The following is a 14,684-nucleotide window of genomic DNA, read 5'->3' on the forward strand; positions in this document are numbered from 1 at the left end:
ATTCTCCTTTATAATCCATAGATTGCAGGATTTCCGCCTGCTTGGATGATTAATTTTTTAGCTTGTTCGGGATCACTTCTTAAAATGTTCCCTTGCTCAGTTAGGTTTAAATGGTCCTGACTGAATGGATTTTTAGCTGTTGGCAAATTAGCAACAGAATTACCTGTTCCATGCGGCTGTCTCCCCGCTAATCCCGGTGAACTGTCATTCTCTGTGTCGAACAGGTAGCTGTCACTCTCTTTTAGAGTGGCTAACTGCTCATCAAGACCAATGACCTTGCCATCAGATAATTTAAGCCCATCAACGTTTAAATTGGCTTTTACTGCCTTGATGTTTTTCGCCTTTGCATCACGTAAAGCACTTTCGAGAGCAAAGTCAAAGGCTTGTTTCTCCAGCTTTTGCTGATATTCCTCAGACACCTTTTTATTTTCTTCTTGCAGCTGCTCAATTGCGTTTTGAAGCTCTTCATTTCCTTTTGCTTGCTTTTGCAGTGTGCTTAACTGCTGATCCCGCTCGTCAAGCTGGCTTTTCAATTCCTTCTTTTCATTGTTCACTGCGTCAAACCGCTCTTTCGGGAACCATTGACCGTTACTAACAATATCAATTTTTTGATCTCCTGCTTTTTCAATGACTTTCGCATACAGATCATCACCGAGTAATTCTTTTAAACTCATTTCAACCTCTCCTTTGATGTTTTTTTGCGTGTCCACCTCACGCACAGGATTTGCGCTTAGTTTGGCTCCAAGCCTTTAGAATGAGCAAAAAAGCCTTTTTATGTCATGCTCAGGACAAAAGAAAAAGCTGTCACATAAGTAAACAGCTTTAATTCTTACTTATTTATTGCCGAAAATGTGTTTGATAGTTTAGCAGCAATATTGCCCCATCCATTCAATTGACTAGAATGATTCTCTTTTGCTCTGTACTCTTCTTGTAATGCAACCATTTTTTCAGCAGTCTTCGTATCAAACGCTTCATGAGTAAATAGTGATTGTTTCAATTCGCTGATAATCTCGTCATAAGTAACAGGATCATTGTATTGAATTACGCTATTGAGCATATCTAAAAGGTATTTAACACGTTCATTCTCTTTCATGAATTATTCCCCCTTTCCCTCAATTGTTTTGTACCACTCTTCATAGGTTTGGTATGGGATGACCTCGCCCGCTCCAGAACCGCCTTTTCTCGCTCTTCTCGTGTCTGGCATTTTGCCATTCACTTTGAACGAGACAGTGCAGCGGCAGTTTATATCATCTTTGGCATTATTCATGTGACCAGGAGCGGGGCCGACACCGCCGTAAATAGAAACGAATAAACCATTTTTAGCGGTCTTCCCATCTAGCTTTCTATGCCCCGCCCTTGTTTTTAGGTCAAGGGTAGAATTCCACACCTTTTCTAAGTTTGCATGCTTAGAAGCCTGTTCAGCGCTTTTCATCCTCGCCGATACTTGTACCCTATGAACTTCCGTTCTCGCTACGTCACGGGCTTTTTTTCTTGCGAATTCTGTGCTTCTCTCAATTCGCTTGGCTATTTTGCTATAATCTTCACCAGCTTGAATACCTTGAGCAATAGATATTTGAATCTGCCGGACATAATCATCACGGTGACGCTTATATAAAGCGGATAAAGTCAATTCAGCTATCGGGTTTAATATTGCCTGTTGAATCATCGCAGTTGTTGGCAACGTATAACCCATTTTCACGGCCGCTTCTATCTCGTAAAGATAAGCAGACCGCATGTAATTCTCAAGAAACTGCTTGGCTGCTAATGCTTCGACAATGATAAGAACCGTTTTGAATGCTTTGCTTGATTCCTCTGTCATGCGCTCCATTTCTTTTTTGAAGCGGTTGTATTTGTTTAGATCAGCCATAGACAACTTGCCATCTATACTGTATTTCGCATAAAGGGCCGCGATTTGTTGATTGATTTCTTTCAATCTCTTAGCAAAGACAGCATCAATTTTCTTGGCATCCTCTGTGATCATGTCATCGAGCAGTTTATCAATCTCGTTCTGGTTCATCTTCATCACCGCCCGTTTCGATCTCAGTTAACGGCGGCATACTGTTTCTGTATTCTGTTTCCTCTGCTTCAATGCGTTTCATTTCCGCTTCTACATCATCAACCCACGGATGATTTGCAATTCGTGTTTCACGGCTTAAATCTGTGCTCTGATTCGACATTTGAACCTGCTCAAGCTCGTTTGTCATTCGAGAGCGGTTAAAAGTCATCTGTAAGAGCGTGGGATCGTATTCTCCTTGACCTGTCATTTTTAGATATTCAGTGAAGAACCAAAAAAAGGCGCTCAAAGCTGGCCGGAACTTCCGCTCTGCTTCATTCGCCTTTAGATCAAGCAATGAATATAGATTTTTAATTGCAACGTTGGTCGGTGAATTTCCCACTTTGTCAGGATTGTTGTTTACACCCTGTCCGAAGCGGTATATATTCTCTTCTAATCGGTCCAGATGTGAATTTGCGCTGTCCATCGGGATTTCAGCGCTCTTCATTTCTAAACCGCCATCCCCTGACACTTCCACAGCTTTATAATGACGTAGATTCGTTGTAAATTCACTTAAATCTTGCCCTGCGAAGTTTTTCAAAACGTAGATCAAGTCTTGCATTTCATCAAACGTGTTAGCGTTATTTGAAATGTTGTTATTATATTGATCAATCAAGTCTTTATAGAAGATAAGGTCACTGACACCCTCTTCATTGTTCTTAAACTCGATCATTGGAACCTTACCCCAGCCATACCCCTTCCCTCGTTTGTCGTAGAAATGGCTTTCAGGGTTGTTTTTATAATCAAAGTCTTGAATCAAAGACCCGTTATGCTCTACATAGTAGAAAATCTGTTCATCTGTGTACAATTCCACTTTGCGGGTGATCTCATCATCAATGTTTTTAACATCGTAGTAACGGATAGCATAAAGCAGACTTCGTTTTTTGGTTGAATCGTAAACTGGTATGACTTCCTCTGCTGGAATGCGAAGATAATCAAAGTTACCTTCTTCATCAACAAATGGATGAAGCCATTCCTTGCCTTTGTTACTAGCATTCTTGAGCAGTTCTTGCATACAATCATCAAAATCTTCGTCTATAAAGTCGTTCACAACTTCAAGAAAACTTTCTTCTTCTGCATTGAAGGTGATCGGTTTCCCTAAAAGGTATTGGACCTTCTGTTGTACCAGCAGCTTATGCCAGTTGTGAGAGATTCGATTGTTTGGTTTCTCTGTATCAACCACTTTAACGCCATGTTTATAATAGTATCGGATTCGCTTCTTGATATCCGCTTGATTCAAATAATAAGCGACACCTTCAAGCATCTGTTCCCGCTCTCCATCGTGCCTATCAATCATCTTTTGTATAGCGGTGGTATCGGGCAGCTTGTCGGATGTTTCTGCGCTGTCTTCGATGATTTTTATCAGCTCTTCTGTATGTGTTGGCGATGTTGGGTACATGGTCATTCCTCCTCTCTATACCATTGTTCAAACATGTAATCCATTAGCGTATGTGTCATATTCAATGCTTCTTGATAAGTGGCACCTCGATAAACCAATACGTACTGATCTTGGTCAACCTCAGAAACAGCAATCATTTTGTGTATCTTTCCGCTTTTTGCATCAGCAAGCATTTTTTCTAATGATTCCACTATGTTTTTTTGATCTTCATTAAGCTGCACACGATTCTTTTTGCGCCAATCATTTGGTTTTTCAGTTTCAAAGCTGATCTTTTTCACGTTAATACCCTCACCCCCGATTGTTGCATATCGCGCTCAAACGCGTATCTAGTCGCATCAATAGAGTGATTTTCTTTATCCTCAAGGCGTGGTTTCGGGTTGCCGTCTTTATCTGTTTGATAATCAATATTCTCAAATTCACGGGCTAGATTTGGTGTTCTTAATGGATCAATGACTATTTCATCTAAATCACCAAGCCATTCCTCACCATATTGAACCGAGTCAGGGCCTTTCTTTGCTCCTGAAACCCTTCTAATGCCGTGTTCCTTTTTCAACTCGTCTATACTTTTTGGCTCAGCGCTATCGGCTGTAATCTCATTGCTTTCATAGCCTTTTGATTTAATCCACTTCGCTAGTTCTCTATTAGACACTTTGTGGTCATATAATTCATCCAGCGCATATATTTTGCTTCGCTTCTTATCATAATGCCATCTGACGAAAGAAAGCGGATCTGGACCATATCCAAAGTCAACGCCTTGACGTATATTGTCAAAGGAGCGGAGCATATCATCAGTTATGCTGCCTTTCTTGATTTGAAGGTTATCAAATGGAACAACACCAGTTCCGATCGCTTCCCCAAGATATTCCCATCTATATTTCTTATAATTTTTGGCTTTTGTTTCCTCAGCCTCATTGATAAACGCTTTTGATAGATGAGGGTTGTCTAAATAAGTGGAATGATGAATATACGTGTTTTCGGCAGGGAAAGACGTTTCATACTTCTTGTTAACCCAATTTTGCTTACGTTTTGGCGGGTTATAAGTGTAATAGAACGTATAATCAAACTTCCCTGCCCGTTTACGTGGGTTTTCTGGCTTTGTTTTGTGTGTTAGTTCTTCACGTAACACCGAGTTCATGATGGTGCTTACTTCTTCATCAGACTTAAATTCTGCAAGCTCTTCTATCCACATGACACCTATTGGAAAATCAGCATCTTTGATTGATTTGAGCTTTTCAGGATCGTCAGCACCAGCAAAGTAAATCTTGTTCCCTCTTGGCTTGTATATGATCTCTAACCTAGAAGGAACAAACTTGAATAGATGAGAGACACCCAGCGTTACCGTTGCTTGCTTTATCTGTGCGAAAACTGATTTAACAAGCGTATTCTGTACTTTACGCAGCACGAGAGCGGAAACAGGGTATTCAATAATATCTGTTACCACACCATTACTCACGCTGAATGATTTACCAGAAGCACGTCCGCCCTTTAGAACGTAATGAAGATGCTCTTTTGCTCTTCTGTATCTCCAAAACTCACGAAATGCCGGTGCCAGCACTTCCGATACTTTAATCATCGTCATCACCTATATCATCAACAATGTAAACTGGTGCAACGTCACCTAATTCCATTTTCTCGACTTCGGCTTTTGTTTTATCAATGTTCAAGCGCATCTGCTCCAGTTTAAGCCGTCTTTCGTCTGTCTCATGGGCTATGTTGTCAAACTGCTTTATCAACCCCCTAAGCTCAGACATTGCCCTAGATTGAGCGTTTAGGAATGTAGCATGACGATCCCAAGCAAACTGAAATTCGTATTCTTCTTCTTCGATGTCAGCTGAATCTGAAACGACTGACTTTTTCTTTTTCAGCTCTTTGATCATTTCATCCTTATTCTCGACAAACATGATCTTCTGCGCTCTTACAATGGCTGTAAATTGAATCTGTATTTGCTCCCACAACAAGTCCACTGGTGAAAACTCTTGTATGTCCTGCATGATCTCAAACGCTTCTGCTGGCATGTGCTTTGAATAAAAGCCGTGTGTCTTTGCGTTTTGGTTTCGTATTGGTGCTGCTCCCCCGCTATTACCTAACGCATTAACGTTACCGGGTTGACCACCCTTTTTTGTGTGCACACTTTTTCTTTTGGGTGCACCCTTTTTTCTTTCCCAACCATGCCGCTTTTTCCATGACTTTATGGTGTTGATCGACACCCCGTATTTCTCGGCAAGGTCCTTGTATTTCATACCTTTGACGTAATCTTTCTCCGCCTGAATGTGCTTCGATTCCATTTACATTCACCTGCCGCCTCCTTCTGATTCGTGTTTGTTTCGGGATCTTTATTTCTTCACTTGGTGCTTGATGAGGTTGTTGTACTCTTCAAACCACTCAAGAGGAATTTCTGATCTTGCTGATATTCTTCGTTCAATAGCTGCTGCAATATCTTCTGTTCTACGTTCATCATGTAGCCACTTAGGAATAACACCTAAAGGCGGTTCCGTTTTCATGTCATTCACTCCTTTGATTTATTCGCTCTAAACTGCCGCCGCACTCTACCTTTAAGCCGATACTTTTTATAGAGATTCTTCACCGGAAGCAGTTTACAGGGAACAAAAAAAGCACCCCGCAGGATGCTATTTATTACTTTAAGTATTTTTCAGAAACTCTTTTTTCAAAGACCTCCCGAAACCTTTTACCGATATCAGCATTGGAATATGTTTCATCAGTTAAGATAATACAAAATTCCGTAAATATGTCTTTCAGCTCTTCTTCACTTATTTTGTTTTCAAGAGCTTCTTCTAACGTATGTTGAAATGCCACAATCTCACCTCCCACCTATATTTATCGGCAGAAAGTGAGCATATGGAACTATTCGCAGAATTTGTCGAACGAATCCCAAGCTCGCAAGAGCAAGTGAAAATATATTAATTTGTGGTGACGCGGGAAATTGTGCCTCCCCGTCCTGCCTTCCATTTTACACTACGGATTTTTCATCATTCAACAAGTGCACAAAGTGGCAATATTGGCATAATTGGTCGATGATATTATCTTTCATCTGACGGACCTTTTCTCGAGACAGCCCCAAGTGAAGTCCAATGGCTCGATAACTCATACCCTCCATCATGCAGTCATAGACCACACGGTTCTTTTCTCCTTCGATTTTGCTTGCTGCTGCCTCTATCGCGTATACACGTTCTTCATATTTCCGAAGACGTTTAAATAATCTTTCTTCCCTCATATCCATGTCACGCAATTCAGCTTGGCTTTTTCCTTTGCTCCCTTTCGGTAAGGTTGCCTCGATGCCATATTGAGCAACACCCCAGCTACGCATAGGTATGTCAGTGCCATATAAAACACGCTGGAGCCGTTGAACCTCTTTTGCCATCCAGTGATAATTGTGAATGAGTCCTTCAATCTCTTTTTTGTTCATGGTTCATGCTCCCTTCGATCTTATTAAATCTAGTTGAATTGCAATCTTCTTTCTTGCTCTCTCTATGTGTTTTTGTACAGATCCTTTTGCTATGCCATGAAGAGCTGCACATTTGCTGAAAGAAAGGTTATGACCAACAACGGTTATATAAATTTCTCTCTCCTTCTTTGTCAGTGCAGATAAAACATCCTCGATTAATCTTTTATCTTCATCACTTATTGTGCGTGTTGACTCTCCCCGTAACTGGTACTGATTCGCTAAAGCCTCAAGCACTTCTGGTGAAGCAAATACAGTACGTTGATAAACTGATCTACGTTCAATCGCTCGTTTCGCTTCTGGCTGCCTCCCAGTGGACAACCATTTCACCACATATTCAAGGTCACTTATCATGGCACTGAAAATCTTGCGGCTTGGATCTGTTTCGTCCAGCTGCTCATATCTTCTTTTTGTATCTTTTAACGCTCGTTTATACTCAAGAATCAACTCGTTCATTGTTTCCTCCTATTTACGCTTGTACGCCCCGCCTTTGGCTCTTTTCAAACGTTGCATGTTTTGCCCCATGAGCTCACGTATCTCTCTTTCTGTAAGCTCCTGCGACTGTTTTTTTGGCTTTTCCTTCTTCATGGCCTCTCCTTTCAGACAAAAAGAAAACGGACACCAACCAGCACCCTTAAAAGGTGTTGATCAGTGTCCGCAGGCTCTCCGTCTTGGACTTATTTAGTTGTTAAATCCGATATGTGTTAAAGCTGATTTTACTGATAATGAAATGACATCACTTGGTTCAACGTCAGGTTGTTTTTTATATTCTACATAATAAGCACTTGCAAGTTTTGCAACTTCACCCGCCATTTTTATGTGTAACGGCATGATTTCTTTCATATCATCAATTATCATTTGCAACTCAATATCCGTTAATTTAATTCCCATCTATTTTACCTCCGATTCTGAATACATAGCAGCTTCAACCTTTGCTAAGATCCCTTTTTCGATTTTCGTTAGCTTATGGCCATGCATTTCTGTATGGAGAATGTTATCCTTGATGGCTGCTAGTTCTGATCTATCAAGTTTGATAAATCCTTTAAAGCAGTCTGGAAGAATATCTATTTCCACTTCGTCTCCAAAAACGTCTTCATTCAAGAATAGAAACCACGTATCTTCGTGATGATGTTCTCCTCTTTCCAAAATATCTTCTTTTGTTTCTGCGACTGTTTGGAGCAGAAAGCCACTCTCGTTGATTAGTTTAATTTCGTTTGATAGGCTTGATAATTTGATTGTCATTCCGCTACCTCCTATCGAATATTGAATTTCAAGGATTCAAAGGTTCCGATGTATTTTTTCTTTGCTGAATCAGTGTAGCAGTCCAGCTGGATCACATATGTTCCTCTGCCGGTACGCTTGCGGATCTCACTCACGCTAAACGACTTTAGAGGCGTTGACGTTTTGAATCTGCCCCTTTGCACTAGATTAGTATCTGTTAACCCGCCATTGGATCTCTTTTTGTAAACGCCAGCTGTGTAGTAAAGCGTTCCCGATCCCTTCTTCTCAGCTCTCCAGTCGACAGTGGAGGCATCCTTATAGTAATTGGTATCATCCGTAAAGACTCGTGCTTGATGACCATATCCGCCTCTTTGCCAGTTAGACCAATCAGCTTTCGCGAATGGTGCATATAAAAGCTGTGTCACCAGAATAATAGCTAATATAATTAGTAGATGAGCCATAGTTTTCCCCTTCCTCATAGCAAGCCACCGTCCATTAATAAAACACGTTCTTCTTCATCCTCTAAATTCTCAATCATTTCTACCTTTGTTATTTCGGCATCATCGGTCTCCGCTAACAAAACGCCATAAGTTACAGCAGCATTGATAGCTGACACTTCTTTCATGTATAGATCACCTTCGTCAGCTGCTACCTCGTCTAAATAGAGTTTAATTGCACTTTCTTTTGTGTTCGCTTTAATGAGTGCATAATATGGATCTCTCACTTTAAAAAATTTCATTTCATTCACCCTCCGTTTTTAACAATTCAGGATTTTGATAGATGTTGCCTATGCATTTATACGAATCAAGCTCGATCATTGAGTTTTGAACCAGATAGTCAGGTACAACTTCATAGCCGTCTTCATCAGTGGCTTTTGGGTTTACTGCTTCCGCATAATAACCTACACATTTTGAAGGTTCATACTCATTACCGCTTCCATCCTGTTCATACTTTCCAAGTTTCACAACCGCCACATAGTCACCAGAAAAATGGGAAACCTTGATTAAATCACCGACAAAGACATCTTTCTCTTCATCTGCACACAGATCACGAGAGATCAATTCGTATTCTGTTTCATCGAAGCATGGCGACAGCTTTTGTGCCGAACGCTCTTCTATTTGGCTGATTGAGTATATTTTGATTTCAATGTTTCCAGTTGCACGGTGCTTAAAAACGTATCTGATGACAATATCCATTAGGCTTCCTCCAATAGATCAGGATCTTCATAAATGTTCCCGACAACTTCGATATGCTGATGTTTGTTGAAATACTCATGAGCATTCCAAACTCCGAACATGTAGCAACCATTATGCATACATACCTCTCGTATAATTGGATCAACATCATCGTGCAGTCGGAGTGACCCTCTAACTATGTCCCCCTCATAAATCTCATCACCGTTCTTATCTTTCAATCCTGTGAACTGCATCACTTTATAACGTGCTAACCCGAGTATGTCGTTAAAACTTTCAAATTCATCTGGATCCATATAAATACCTGATTGGACATTGTAGAACATTCGTTGTGAATGCTTCTCAAAAGCTCGGAATTTAATCTCTCGCATTAGTACCCCTCCTGCTGCCGCTTATGATTGACGGCGTTTTTTTCCGTGTATGCTTGTTCTATTTGTTCAGGAGTAAAGCCGAAGCCAACGATTCCAATTGCCAAGAATAACGACCAAGATAATCGAAAGTGTAATTTTTTCTTAACTTCATCTTTGTACACGTTTGAATTCAGTAGATGCCATTGCATCTCCGTGAAAACTCCTGAAAGACCTCCGTCAAATCCCACTTCTTTGAAATCTTCAATCGCTTCTTCCGATACATGCAATTCATCTTTCCATCCCTTTTTAATCGCAATTGATAAGAAGAAGTGAATGCAGTCCGCATATTCTTCTAGCAAGGGATCAACTTCACGGTATATAGTCACGCTTCCAGCTTCGCAAATAGGACACTCATCATAATTGGGTTCAAACAAATTTTTAAAGTCTTCTATGGTTGGAAATTCACCGCAATCATCACTTTCGCATCTAAAATGAGTAGCATTTTCTGGTGTTGCACCTGCAGTAGTGAATACTTTTCTTTTGGGTTCTTTCTTATCACTCCAATGCTTGAACCAGCGTCCTTCATTTGCAAACTCGCCTAGTTCGGTGATAAGTGCTACATAAGTGTTAGGCAGCAGGTCTTGACCTTCCAGCCCTTTTTCTTTAATGATGCGGCGGTCTAACTCCGCTTGCATTTTAAACATTTTTTCAAGATTCATTTTAGTTGGCCCCTTTTCAATTTAATTTAATGAGAATGATGGAACTGCTTCAAATTCAATTTTCTTACGTTGTCTGGACCAACCGTTTATAAATGGTTTTGAATCTCCGTAAGATATCTCCCACTTCTCCTTGCAAATATTCCTATGAAAATGCCATACCATTACATCCTCATTGAGTGATCCTTCAATATCGTTACGTTCCCACAAGCCCCAATTGTCCCAAGCATCACTTTCTAGCCAATGTTCTATATCATAATCTGATTCAAAGACGAAGAAAGGACCGTCATCAATCGAATAAAGTAAAAACAAATTATCGTTCCAGTTATCTTCCTCCATAGATTTCAATACTCTACCGGGATTCATTTCCAACGAAATTTCTCTATCTTTGATTATTTCAGCATCAGTTTTTTTCAGTTCGTCTTTTATAAATTCAACCGCTTCCCTAAGCGTTTCAAATTCCTTTAACACATGTTCACTCATTCCGTTTCCTCCTAAGCCGCTAGGCTGTTTATAGATGATGCAACAGTTCAATTTGCACGCCGTTTAAACGTTTGTTTGCTATATCTACATATTCTCGTTCTATTTCAAAGCCGATAAAGTTTCGATTGAGTTTCACCGCTGCTACTGCTGTTGTACCTGATCCCATGCATGGGTCAAGGATTAAATCTCCCTCATCTGTACTCGCTTGCGTTAGATACTCAAACAAATCTAATGATTTTTGAGTAGGATGTAGCTTCCCTCTGCTAATCGGGAAATCCCAAACCGACGGTCTGCATAAAGCATTGAATTTTGTTTTTCTCCTTTTTGCAAAAATGCAGTTCTCCATCGTAGATAACCACATATGCTGACCGTTAGATGGTGCTGGATTCGTCTTTCTCCAAGCGCACTGACGTACCATAAAATCCTTATGAGAATCAAAGTAGCTAAATATAGTAGATAATTGCTCAACACCACAGAAGATATAAACACCACCGTTAGTAACTCTACTCACTTCTCGTAAAAAATCGGTTAACTCGAAAGTCACTATATCTGCTAATCCTTTGTCGATTTTCCTTAATTGACCCGCATACTTTGCTCGCTCCGCTCCATTTTTAGATACAGCACCATAAGGTATGTCAGTTAAAGTTAAGTCCACAGATTTATCCGGTAATTTTCGCATACCCTCTATACAATCAGTTCGATATATTTTATTTATTTCAAATCCACTGATCATTATCCAATCCCGCCTATCAACCCAGCGATCACGATAATTGCCATGAACCCAAGCACCGTTAGTATGACAGGCCCGTTTGACTCACGCTTTGCCATGACCACGTTACCTTCTATCACGAGATCATCATTTTTGCGTACCAGCATCGGAACCACATAGTCAGGCACTCTAATTTCAGCAGCTGCATCATCTATTGTCATCGCTTGATTTTTGCAGGCTTTGACGGCTTGTGACAGTTCAACGTGTTTTGGTAGACTCATAATCTTTCAACCTCCGATTATTTGATCTTGAATCCTATTTCATGGTCCACTCTCGCAAAGTGACCTTTAGCAGTTTGAATGATTGTTTTTCCGTGTTCAGGAGCATCAGTAATGTGAGCGGTTCCTTCGCTTCCGTCTATTACGATGATGCGGACCTTCCCAGGTTCTAAATTCTGATGAATTGTTGTATCAAAGTCTTTAATTTCAGTTGGTTTCATCCGCTTCATGCCCCCATATGTTATAATTAAAGTGTGAGATTTAATTAGCACTGGAGCAGCGGCTTCGGTGTTTTTTTATGCCCATTTATCCATTTGGTATGATGGTGACGGTTTTAGTTCTTCTCGATATACGATAGGATGTTTTGCTAGATACGCCTCTAGCTCTTCTTTGGTCATCTTCCAAGTGACAACCGGCCCCGCTGTATATGGGTTGTTAGGCTTTCCGCTCATGTTTTCTCCCTGCCTTCCTTTTCAGTCCGCCAATTCAGTAATAATAATTTCGACTCTTGGATCTTCGCTGTAGAACTTACAGACTTTCAATTCCACTACTTGACTATCATCTTTGTAAATTAGATTGTTTAATGCGTCTTTAATGCCTTTTGAATAGTTATCAACATCCGGCTTTGTTGTGGGCCTTAGAATTCCTTTTTCAGCACATGCTTTTTGCTTCTTAGAATCTGAAATCTTCTTCGTCATTGGTCTGAATACTCTGATATCCATTGAGACAGGTCCCGTTATGAGTTGATTTGGTTTATGTTGTGAAGCGACTAAAGCCACGTAATGCTTAAAATCTTTTGATTTCTGTGGATCATGCATAACGATTTTTCTTTTTCCAGTATTCCTTGTAGAAGCTCTTGGTCTTCCTTGTGCTACTGGCTCGCCATAAACTGTGAATGCTATTGTCATGTCTACCTCCCGTCATCCCGCAGCCATTGCAGGAGCTTCCTTTCTCTGAATCTAGCTGTGAAAGCGATAGTGATAAGTGAGGCTATCGTCTTCATGCTGTCTTTCCTTCCAACGCCCTTGCTTTCGCCAGCATTTGATTTAATTGATCGATGACTGGCTTCAAACTCTGCTTTTTACCTGTGGTGTTACAGTCAGGACATGGATAGAAGCCCGCCATGAAAGTATTTTCGTTTATGACGACTTTCTCGCCATTGCATGTGTTGCACATCCGACATTCTCCTTTACTCGTATAGTTCCATAAGCAGTTCTTCATTTTCTTTTTGCGCTATCTTTTTACGAATCTTTTCATTTGGCATAATCACTGGGAACGCCAGTTTTTCAATCCTGCTACTGATCCGACCGCTTTTATATACTGTGTCAAGATCATCTATACTTAAATTGCTTGTAAGGATCGTAGGCTTCTTGTTTTGAAGTCGGTAATCAAGAATACGTGTGAATGTTTCTTCAACAAAATCAGTTACCTTTTCCACTCCAATATCATCTAGGACAACAAGATCCGCTGTCTTGACAGCATCCATAATGTCGGTACTCTTCACTTTTGATTCGCTATCAAACGTGCTCTTTATTTCTCCGATTAGATCAGCTGTAGACGAATAGATGATTTTAAGTGGTTTGTACGTTTGGGTTTCTTTGTCGTATACCTTGTCATGTGTTTTGGTTATCGCATGAAGAATACTGGCAGCAAGCCTTGTCTTTCCGCTCCCTTTCTCCTTACTAAAGAAATACAAGCCTTTTCCAAGTTCACGCATCTTTTCAAATTTCAAAACATAGTTTTTAGCAACCCTTTTAGCATTGGCTGCTCGCTCTTTGGATTCGGGTTTGTCGTAAACATTGATATCAAAAGAGTTTAGAGAAGCGTCTTTGAACTCTTCGGGTAGTCTTGCACTCATAAGCCTATTTGAGAGCTTTTTCACTTCTTTGCATGGACATTCTTCCATAAATTCTTTGTTTTCCTCATGATCAATAATCCATATCAACCCTGATCCATCGCATTTCCCATACATGCAATGTTCTTCAGAAGTCACAGTGAGTGTCTCGTACCTGACCGGATAGACCTTTTCTTCTTGCAATTTCTTGGAGTCTCTCAGTCTCTTCGCTAGTGCCGGATTTGCTTTCTCCAACGACTTTAAGGTATCGCCCATACTCTGCATCTTTCTTCACTCCTTCTTGTGCCCGCTGATTTGAAAGGACCCGCTGAACATATTTGATGTTCTGAACGCCGTTTTTCAAAGTGATTTTCATTGCTTTAATCACGTTTTCTTCTCCAAAATCGTCTATCAGGTCACCAATTTGCTGACTTACAAAGCTGTTTAAAGTGCCGCCGAAGTGACTTTCATAAAATTCAAATGGGTTTGGGTTCATTGGCTCGTCCTCCTGTCGTGTTGGTTTTTCTTGTTTTGGCTTTTCAGGTACAGGGCTTGCGACATTTTCAAGGCTGATTATGCGGTACCGTCCGGCTTTCTTTCCTTGCGGGATGTATTCGATTCTCCCTGCTTCGACTAGGATCTTTCGATGCTCAAGAACCGTTTTCTCAGAGACATTTAATCGTGCTACTAATGTTGTGTTACTTACGGTAAACCACTCTCGCCAGCTGCAACCGTTGTTAATATCCATTAGCTGTAACCACAGTGCTTGTGTAGTTGGCTTCAAGGGTGATGTTTCAAGCCACCTCATGAAGCCGTTTATTTCTTTGAGATAGTTCATCTATTCACGCCCTTTCAACTTACATAGGGCATACATACCGCTAATTTTGATATAAGTAAGCCCAGTTTCGTTTCTCTTAATGAAGTCTTTTACATATGACCTAAACAAACTGGCTTGATCTTTGCTTGATTCTGATAAAGACAAGTAAGC

At 40.5% G+C, this 14,684-nt stretch carries 28 protein-coding genes; all 28 read right to left on the reverse strand.

What is annotated here, in order from left to right; translation table 11 throughout:
• Positions 1 to 8 precede the first annotated feature (8 nt).
• The 28 genes from MHH23_RS18165 to MHH23_RS18300 all read right to left on the reverse strand — a co-directional run bounded on the left by MHH23_RS18165 (position 9) and on the right by MHH23_RS18300 (position 14,534).
• Positions 9 to 674, reverse strand: a complete 666-nt coding sequence (locus tag MHH23_RS18165) for a phage scaffolding protein (protein WP_340960005.1) — start codon at positions 672 to 674, stop codon at positions 9 to 11.
• Positions 675 to 829: 155 nt separating this feature from the next.
• A complete protein-coding gene (locus MHH23_RS18170; RefSeq protein WP_024720099.1) occupies positions 830 to 1,093 on the reverse strand; it encodes a hypothetical protein in 264 nt (87 codons plus the stop codon).
• 3 nt (positions 1,094 to 1,096) lie between these two features.
• Positions 1,097 to 2,017 carry a phage minor head protein gene (locus tag MHH23_RS18175; protein ID WP_340960006.1) on the reverse strand — a complete coding sequence of 307 codons (921 nt, stop codon included), beginning with the start codon at positions 2,015 to 2,017 and terminating at the stop codon, positions 1,097 to 1,099.
• Complete coding sequence (locus MHH23_RS18180; RefSeq protein ID WP_340960008.1) at positions 1,998 to 3,452, reverse strand: phage portal protein; 1,455 nt, start codon at positions 3,450 to 3,452, stop codon at positions 1,998 to 2,000. The genes MHH23_RS18175 and MHH23_RS18180 overlap by 20 nt, the downstream gene beginning before the upstream one ends.
• A gap of 2 nt (positions 3,453 to 3,454) precedes the next feature.
• Positions 3,455 to 3,730 (reverse strand): hypothetical protein, encoded by a 276-nt coding sequence (locus tag MHH23_RS18185; RefSeq protein ID WP_024720096.1) that lies wholly within the window; start codon positions 3,728 to 3,730, stop codon positions 3,455 to 3,457.
• Positions 3,727 to 5,031 carry a PBSX family phage terminase large subunit gene (locus MHH23_RS18190; protein WP_340960010.1) on the reverse strand — a complete coding sequence of 435 codons (1,305 nt, stop codon included), beginning with the start codon at positions 5,029 to 5,031 and terminating at the stop codon, positions 3,727 to 3,729. Before MHH23_RS18190 ends, MHH23_RS18185 begins: the two co-directional genes overlap by 4 nt.
• Positions 5,018 to 5,737 carry a phage terminase small subunit gene (terS, locus tag MHH23_RS18195; protein ID WP_034282954.1) on the reverse strand — a complete coding sequence of 240 codons (720 nt, stop codon included), beginning with the start codon at positions 5,735 to 5,737 and terminating at the stop codon, positions 5,018 to 5,020. Before terS ends, MHH23_RS18190 begins: the two co-directional genes overlap by 14 nt.
• Positions 5,738 to 5,785: 48 nt before the next feature.
• On the reverse strand, positions 5,786 to 5,953 hold the full coding sequence (locus MHH23_RS18200; protein WP_340960013.1) for a hypothetical protein: 168 nt from the start codon (positions 5,951 to 5,953) through the stop codon (positions 5,786 to 5,788).
• A 133-nt stretch (positions 5,954 to 6,086) separates the two neighbouring features.
• Positions 6,087 to 6,266, reverse strand: a complete 180-nt coding sequence (locus MHH23_RS18205; RefSeq protein WP_267527898.1) for a hypothetical protein — start codon at positions 6,264 to 6,266, stop codon at positions 6,087 to 6,089.
• A 154-nt stretch (positions 6,267 to 6,420) separates the two neighbouring features.
• The gene (locus MHH23_RS18210) at positions 6,421 to 6,876 is read right to left on the reverse strand and encodes a sigma-70 family RNA polymerase sigma factor (protein ID WP_340960015.1); all 456 of its coding nucleotides are present in this window, start codon (positions 6,874 to 6,876) and stop codon (positions 6,421 to 6,423) included.
• Positions 6,877 to 6,879: 3 nt separating this feature from the next.
• On the reverse strand, positions 6,880 to 7,368 hold the full coding sequence (locus MHH23_RS18215) for a sigma factor-like helix-turn-helix DNA-binding protein (RefSeq protein WP_340960017.1): 489 nt from the start codon (positions 7,366 to 7,368) through the stop codon (positions 6,880 to 6,882).
• Between the two features lie 9 nt (positions 7,369 to 7,377).
• Complete coding sequence (locus MHH23_RS18220) at positions 7,378 to 7,500, reverse strand: hypothetical protein (protein ID WP_340960018.1); 123 nt, start codon at positions 7,498 to 7,500, stop codon at positions 7,378 to 7,380.
• A 93-nt stretch (positions 7,501 to 7,593) separates the two neighbouring features.
• Complete coding sequence (locus MHH23_RS18225; RefSeq protein WP_211063144.1) at positions 7,594 to 7,803, reverse strand: hypothetical protein; 210 nt, start codon at positions 7,801 to 7,803, stop codon at positions 7,594 to 7,596.
• Positions 7,804 to 8,154, reverse strand: coding sequence for a hypothetical protein (locus tag MHH23_RS18230; RefSeq protein ID WP_340960020.1), 351 nt, complete (start codon positions 8,152 to 8,154; stop codon positions 7,804 to 7,806).
• A gap of 11 nt (positions 8,155 to 8,165) precedes the next feature.
• Positions 8,166 to 8,594, reverse strand: a complete 429-nt coding sequence (locus tag MHH23_RS18235) for a hypothetical protein (protein WP_340960023.1) — start codon at positions 8,592 to 8,594, stop codon at positions 8,166 to 8,168.
• 14 nt (positions 8,595 to 8,608) lie between these two features.
• Positions 8,609 to 8,872, reverse strand: a complete 264-nt coding sequence (locus tag MHH23_RS18240; RefSeq protein ID WP_111292441.1) for a hypothetical protein — start codon at positions 8,870 to 8,872, stop codon at positions 8,609 to 8,611.
• 1 nt (position 8,873) lies between these two features.
• Positions 8,874 to 9,329, reverse strand: a complete 456-nt coding sequence (locus MHH23_RS18245; RefSeq protein ID WP_340960025.1) for a hypothetical protein — start codon at positions 9,327 to 9,329, stop codon at positions 8,874 to 8,876.
• A complete protein-coding gene (locus tag MHH23_RS18250) occupies positions 9,329 to 9,697 on the reverse strand; it encodes a YopX family protein (RefSeq protein WP_340960027.1) in 369 nt (122 codons plus the stop codon). Before MHH23_RS18250 ends, MHH23_RS18245 begins: the two co-directional genes overlap by 1 nt.
• The gene (locus MHH23_RS18255; RefSeq protein WP_340960029.1) at positions 9,697 to 10,395 is read right to left on the reverse strand and encodes a dUTP diphosphatase; all 699 of its coding nucleotides are present in this window, start codon (positions 10,393 to 10,395) and stop codon (positions 9,697 to 9,699) included. Before MHH23_RS18255 ends, MHH23_RS18250 begins: the two co-directional genes overlap by 1 nt.
• Before the next feature lie 21 nt (positions 10,396 to 10,416).
• A complete protein-coding gene (locus tag MHH23_RS18260; RefSeq protein WP_340960030.1) occupies positions 10,417 to 10,875 on the reverse strand; it encodes a hypothetical protein in 459 nt (152 codons plus the stop codon).
• Positions 10,876 to 10,903: 28 nt separating this feature from the next.
• Positions 10,904 to 11,608 carry a DNA-methyltransferase gene (locus MHH23_RS18265; RefSeq protein ID WP_024720085.1) on the reverse strand — a complete coding sequence of 235 codons (705 nt, stop codon included), beginning with the start codon at positions 11,606 to 11,608 and terminating at the stop codon, positions 10,904 to 10,906.
• Positions 11,608 to 11,865: a hypothetical protein gene (locus MHH23_RS18270; RefSeq protein ID WP_327862185.1), complete on the reverse strand. Its 258-nt coding sequence runs from the start codon at positions 11,863 to 11,865 to the stop codon at positions 11,608 to 11,610. Before MHH23_RS18270 ends, MHH23_RS18265 begins: the two co-directional genes overlap by 1 nt.
• A 17-nt stretch (positions 11,866 to 11,882) precedes the next feature.
• Complete coding sequence (locus MHH23_RS18275; RefSeq protein ID WP_229200360.1) at positions 11,883 to 12,083, reverse strand: XtrA/YqaO family protein; 201 nt, start codon at positions 12,081 to 12,083, stop codon at positions 11,883 to 11,885.
• Between the two features lie 75 nt (positions 12,084 to 12,158).
• Positions 12,159 to 12,314 (reverse strand): hypothetical protein, encoded by a 156-nt coding sequence (locus MHH23_RS18280; RefSeq protein ID WP_268498447.1) that lies wholly within the window; start codon positions 12,312 to 12,314, stop codon positions 12,159 to 12,161.
• A gap of 21 nt (positions 12,315 to 12,335) precedes the next feature.
• A complete protein-coding gene (locus MHH23_RS18285; protein ID WP_226804908.1) occupies positions 12,336 to 12,770 on the reverse strand; it encodes a RusA family crossover junction endodeoxyribonuclease in 435 nt (144 codons plus the stop codon).
• Positions 12,771 to 12,861: 91 nt separating this feature from the next.
• Positions 12,862 to 13,038 carry a hypothetical protein gene (locus MHH23_RS18290; RefSeq protein WP_327862186.1) on the reverse strand — a complete coding sequence of 59 codons (177 nt, stop codon included), beginning with the start codon at positions 13,036 to 13,038 and terminating at the stop codon, positions 12,862 to 12,864.
• Between the two features lie 13 nt (positions 13,039 to 13,051).
• The gene (locus MHH23_RS18295; RefSeq protein WP_327862187.1) at positions 13,052 to 13,855 is read right to left on the reverse strand and encodes an ATP-binding protein; all 804 of its coding nucleotides are present in this window, start codon (positions 13,853 to 13,855) and stop codon (positions 13,052 to 13,054) included.
• On the reverse strand, positions 13,845 to 14,534 hold the full coding sequence (locus tag MHH23_RS18300) for a DnaD domain protein (protein WP_327862188.1): 690 nt from the start codon (positions 14,532 to 14,534) through the stop codon (positions 13,845 to 13,847). The genes MHH23_RS18295 and MHH23_RS18300 overlap by 11 nt, the downstream gene beginning before the upstream one ends.
• Positions 14,535 to 14,684 lie beyond the last annotated feature (150 nt).

Source organism: Bacillus sp. FSL K6-3458 (genome assembly GCF_038005045.1).
Classification (GTDB): domain Bacteria; phylum Bacillota; class Bacilli; order Bacillales; family Bacillaceae; genus Bacillus; species Bacillus altitudinis.

Coding starts and splice junctions, on each gene's coding strand:
- MHH23_RS18165 (WP_340960005.1), bottom strand. CDS start 674: ATGAGTTTAAAAGAATTACTCGGTGATGATCTGTATGCGAAAGTCATT.
- MHH23_RS18170 (WP_024720099.1), bottom strand. CDS start 1,093: ATGAAAGAGAATGAACGTGTTAAATACCTTTTAGATATGCTCAATAGC.
- MHH23_RS18175 (WP_340960006.1), bottom strand. CDS start 2,017: ATGAACCAGAACGAGATTGATAAACTGCTCGATGACATGATCACAGAG.
- MHH23_RS18180 (WP_340960008.1), bottom strand. CDS start 3,452: ATGTACCCAACATCGCCAACACATACAGAAGAGCTGATAAAAATCATC.
- MHH23_RS18190 (WP_340960010.1), bottom strand. CDS start 5,031: ATGACGATGATTAAAGTATCGGAAGTGCTGGCACCGGCATTTCGTGAG.
- terS (WP_034282954.1), bottom strand. CDS start 5,737: ATGGAATCGAAGCACATTCAGGCGGAGAAAGATTACGTCAAAGGTATG.
- MHH23_RS18200 (WP_340960013.1), bottom strand. CDS start 5,953: ATGAAAACGGAACCGCCTTTAGGTGTTATTCCTAAGTGGCTACATGAT.
- MHH23_RS18210 (WP_340960015.1), bottom strand. CDS start 6,876: ATGAACAAAAAAGAGATTGAAGGACTCATTCACAATTATCACTGGATG.
- MHH23_RS18215 (WP_340960017.1), bottom strand. CDS start 7,368: ATGAACGAGTTGATTCTTGAGTATAAACGAGCGTTAAAAGATACAAAA.
- MHH23_RS18220 (WP_340960018.1), bottom strand. CDS start 7,500: ATGAAGAAGGAAAAGCCAAAAAAACAGTCGCAGGAGCTTACAGAAAGA.
- MHH23_RS18225 (WP_211063144.1), bottom strand. CDS start 7,803: ATGGGAATTAAATTAACGGATATTGAGTTGCAAATGATAATTGATGAT.
- MHH23_RS18230 (WP_340960020.1), bottom strand. CDS start 8,154: ATGACAATCAAATTATCAAGCCTATCAAACGAAATTAAACTAATCAAC.
- MHH23_RS18235 (WP_340960023.1), bottom strand. CDS start 8,594: ATGGCTCATCTACTAATTATATTAGCTATTATTCTGGTGACACAGCTT.
- MHH23_RS18240 (WP_111292441.1), bottom strand. CDS start 8,872: ATGAAATTTTTTAAAGTGAGAGATCCATATTATGCACTCATTAAAGCG.
- MHH23_RS18245 (WP_340960025.1), bottom strand. CDS start 9,329: ATGGATATTGTCATCAGATACGTTTTTAAGCACCGTGCAACTGGAAAC.
- MHH23_RS18250 (WP_340960027.1), bottom strand. CDS start 9,697: ATGCGAGAGATTAAATTCCGAGCTTTTGAGAAGCATTCACAACGAATG.
- MHH23_RS18255 (WP_340960029.1), bottom strand. CDS start 10,395: ATGAATCTTGAAAAAATGTTTAAAATGCAAGCGGAGTTAGACCGCCGC.
- MHH23_RS18260 (WP_340960030.1), bottom strand. CDS start 10,875: ATGAGTGAACATGTGTTAAAGGAATTTGAAACGCTTAGGGAAGCGGTT.
- MHH23_RS18265 (WP_024720085.1), bottom strand. CDS start 11,608: ATGATCAGTGGATTTGAAATAAATAAAATATATCGAACTGATTGTATA.
- MHH23_RS18270 (WP_327862185.1), bottom strand. CDS start 11,865: ATGAGTCTACCAAAACACGTTGAACTGTCACAAGCCGTCAAAGCCTGC.
- MHH23_RS18275 (WP_229200360.1), bottom strand. CDS start 12,083: ATGAAACCAACTGAAATTAAAGACTTTGATACAACAATTCATCAGAAT.
- MHH23_RS18280 (WP_268498447.1), bottom strand. CDS start 12,314: ATGAGCGGAAAGCCTAACAACCCATATACAGCGGGGCCGGTTGTCACT.
- MHH23_RS18285 (WP_226804908.1), bottom strand. CDS start 12,770: ATGACAATAGCATTCACAGTTTATGGCGAGCCAGTAGCACAAGGAAGA.
- MHH23_RS18290 (WP_327862186.1), bottom strand. CDS start 13,038: ATGTGCAACACATGCAATGGCGAGAAAGTCGTCATAAACGAAAATACT.
- MHH23_RS18300 (WP_327862188.1), bottom strand. CDS start 14,534: ATGAACTATCTCAAAGAAATAAACGGCTTCATGAGGTGGCTTGAAACA.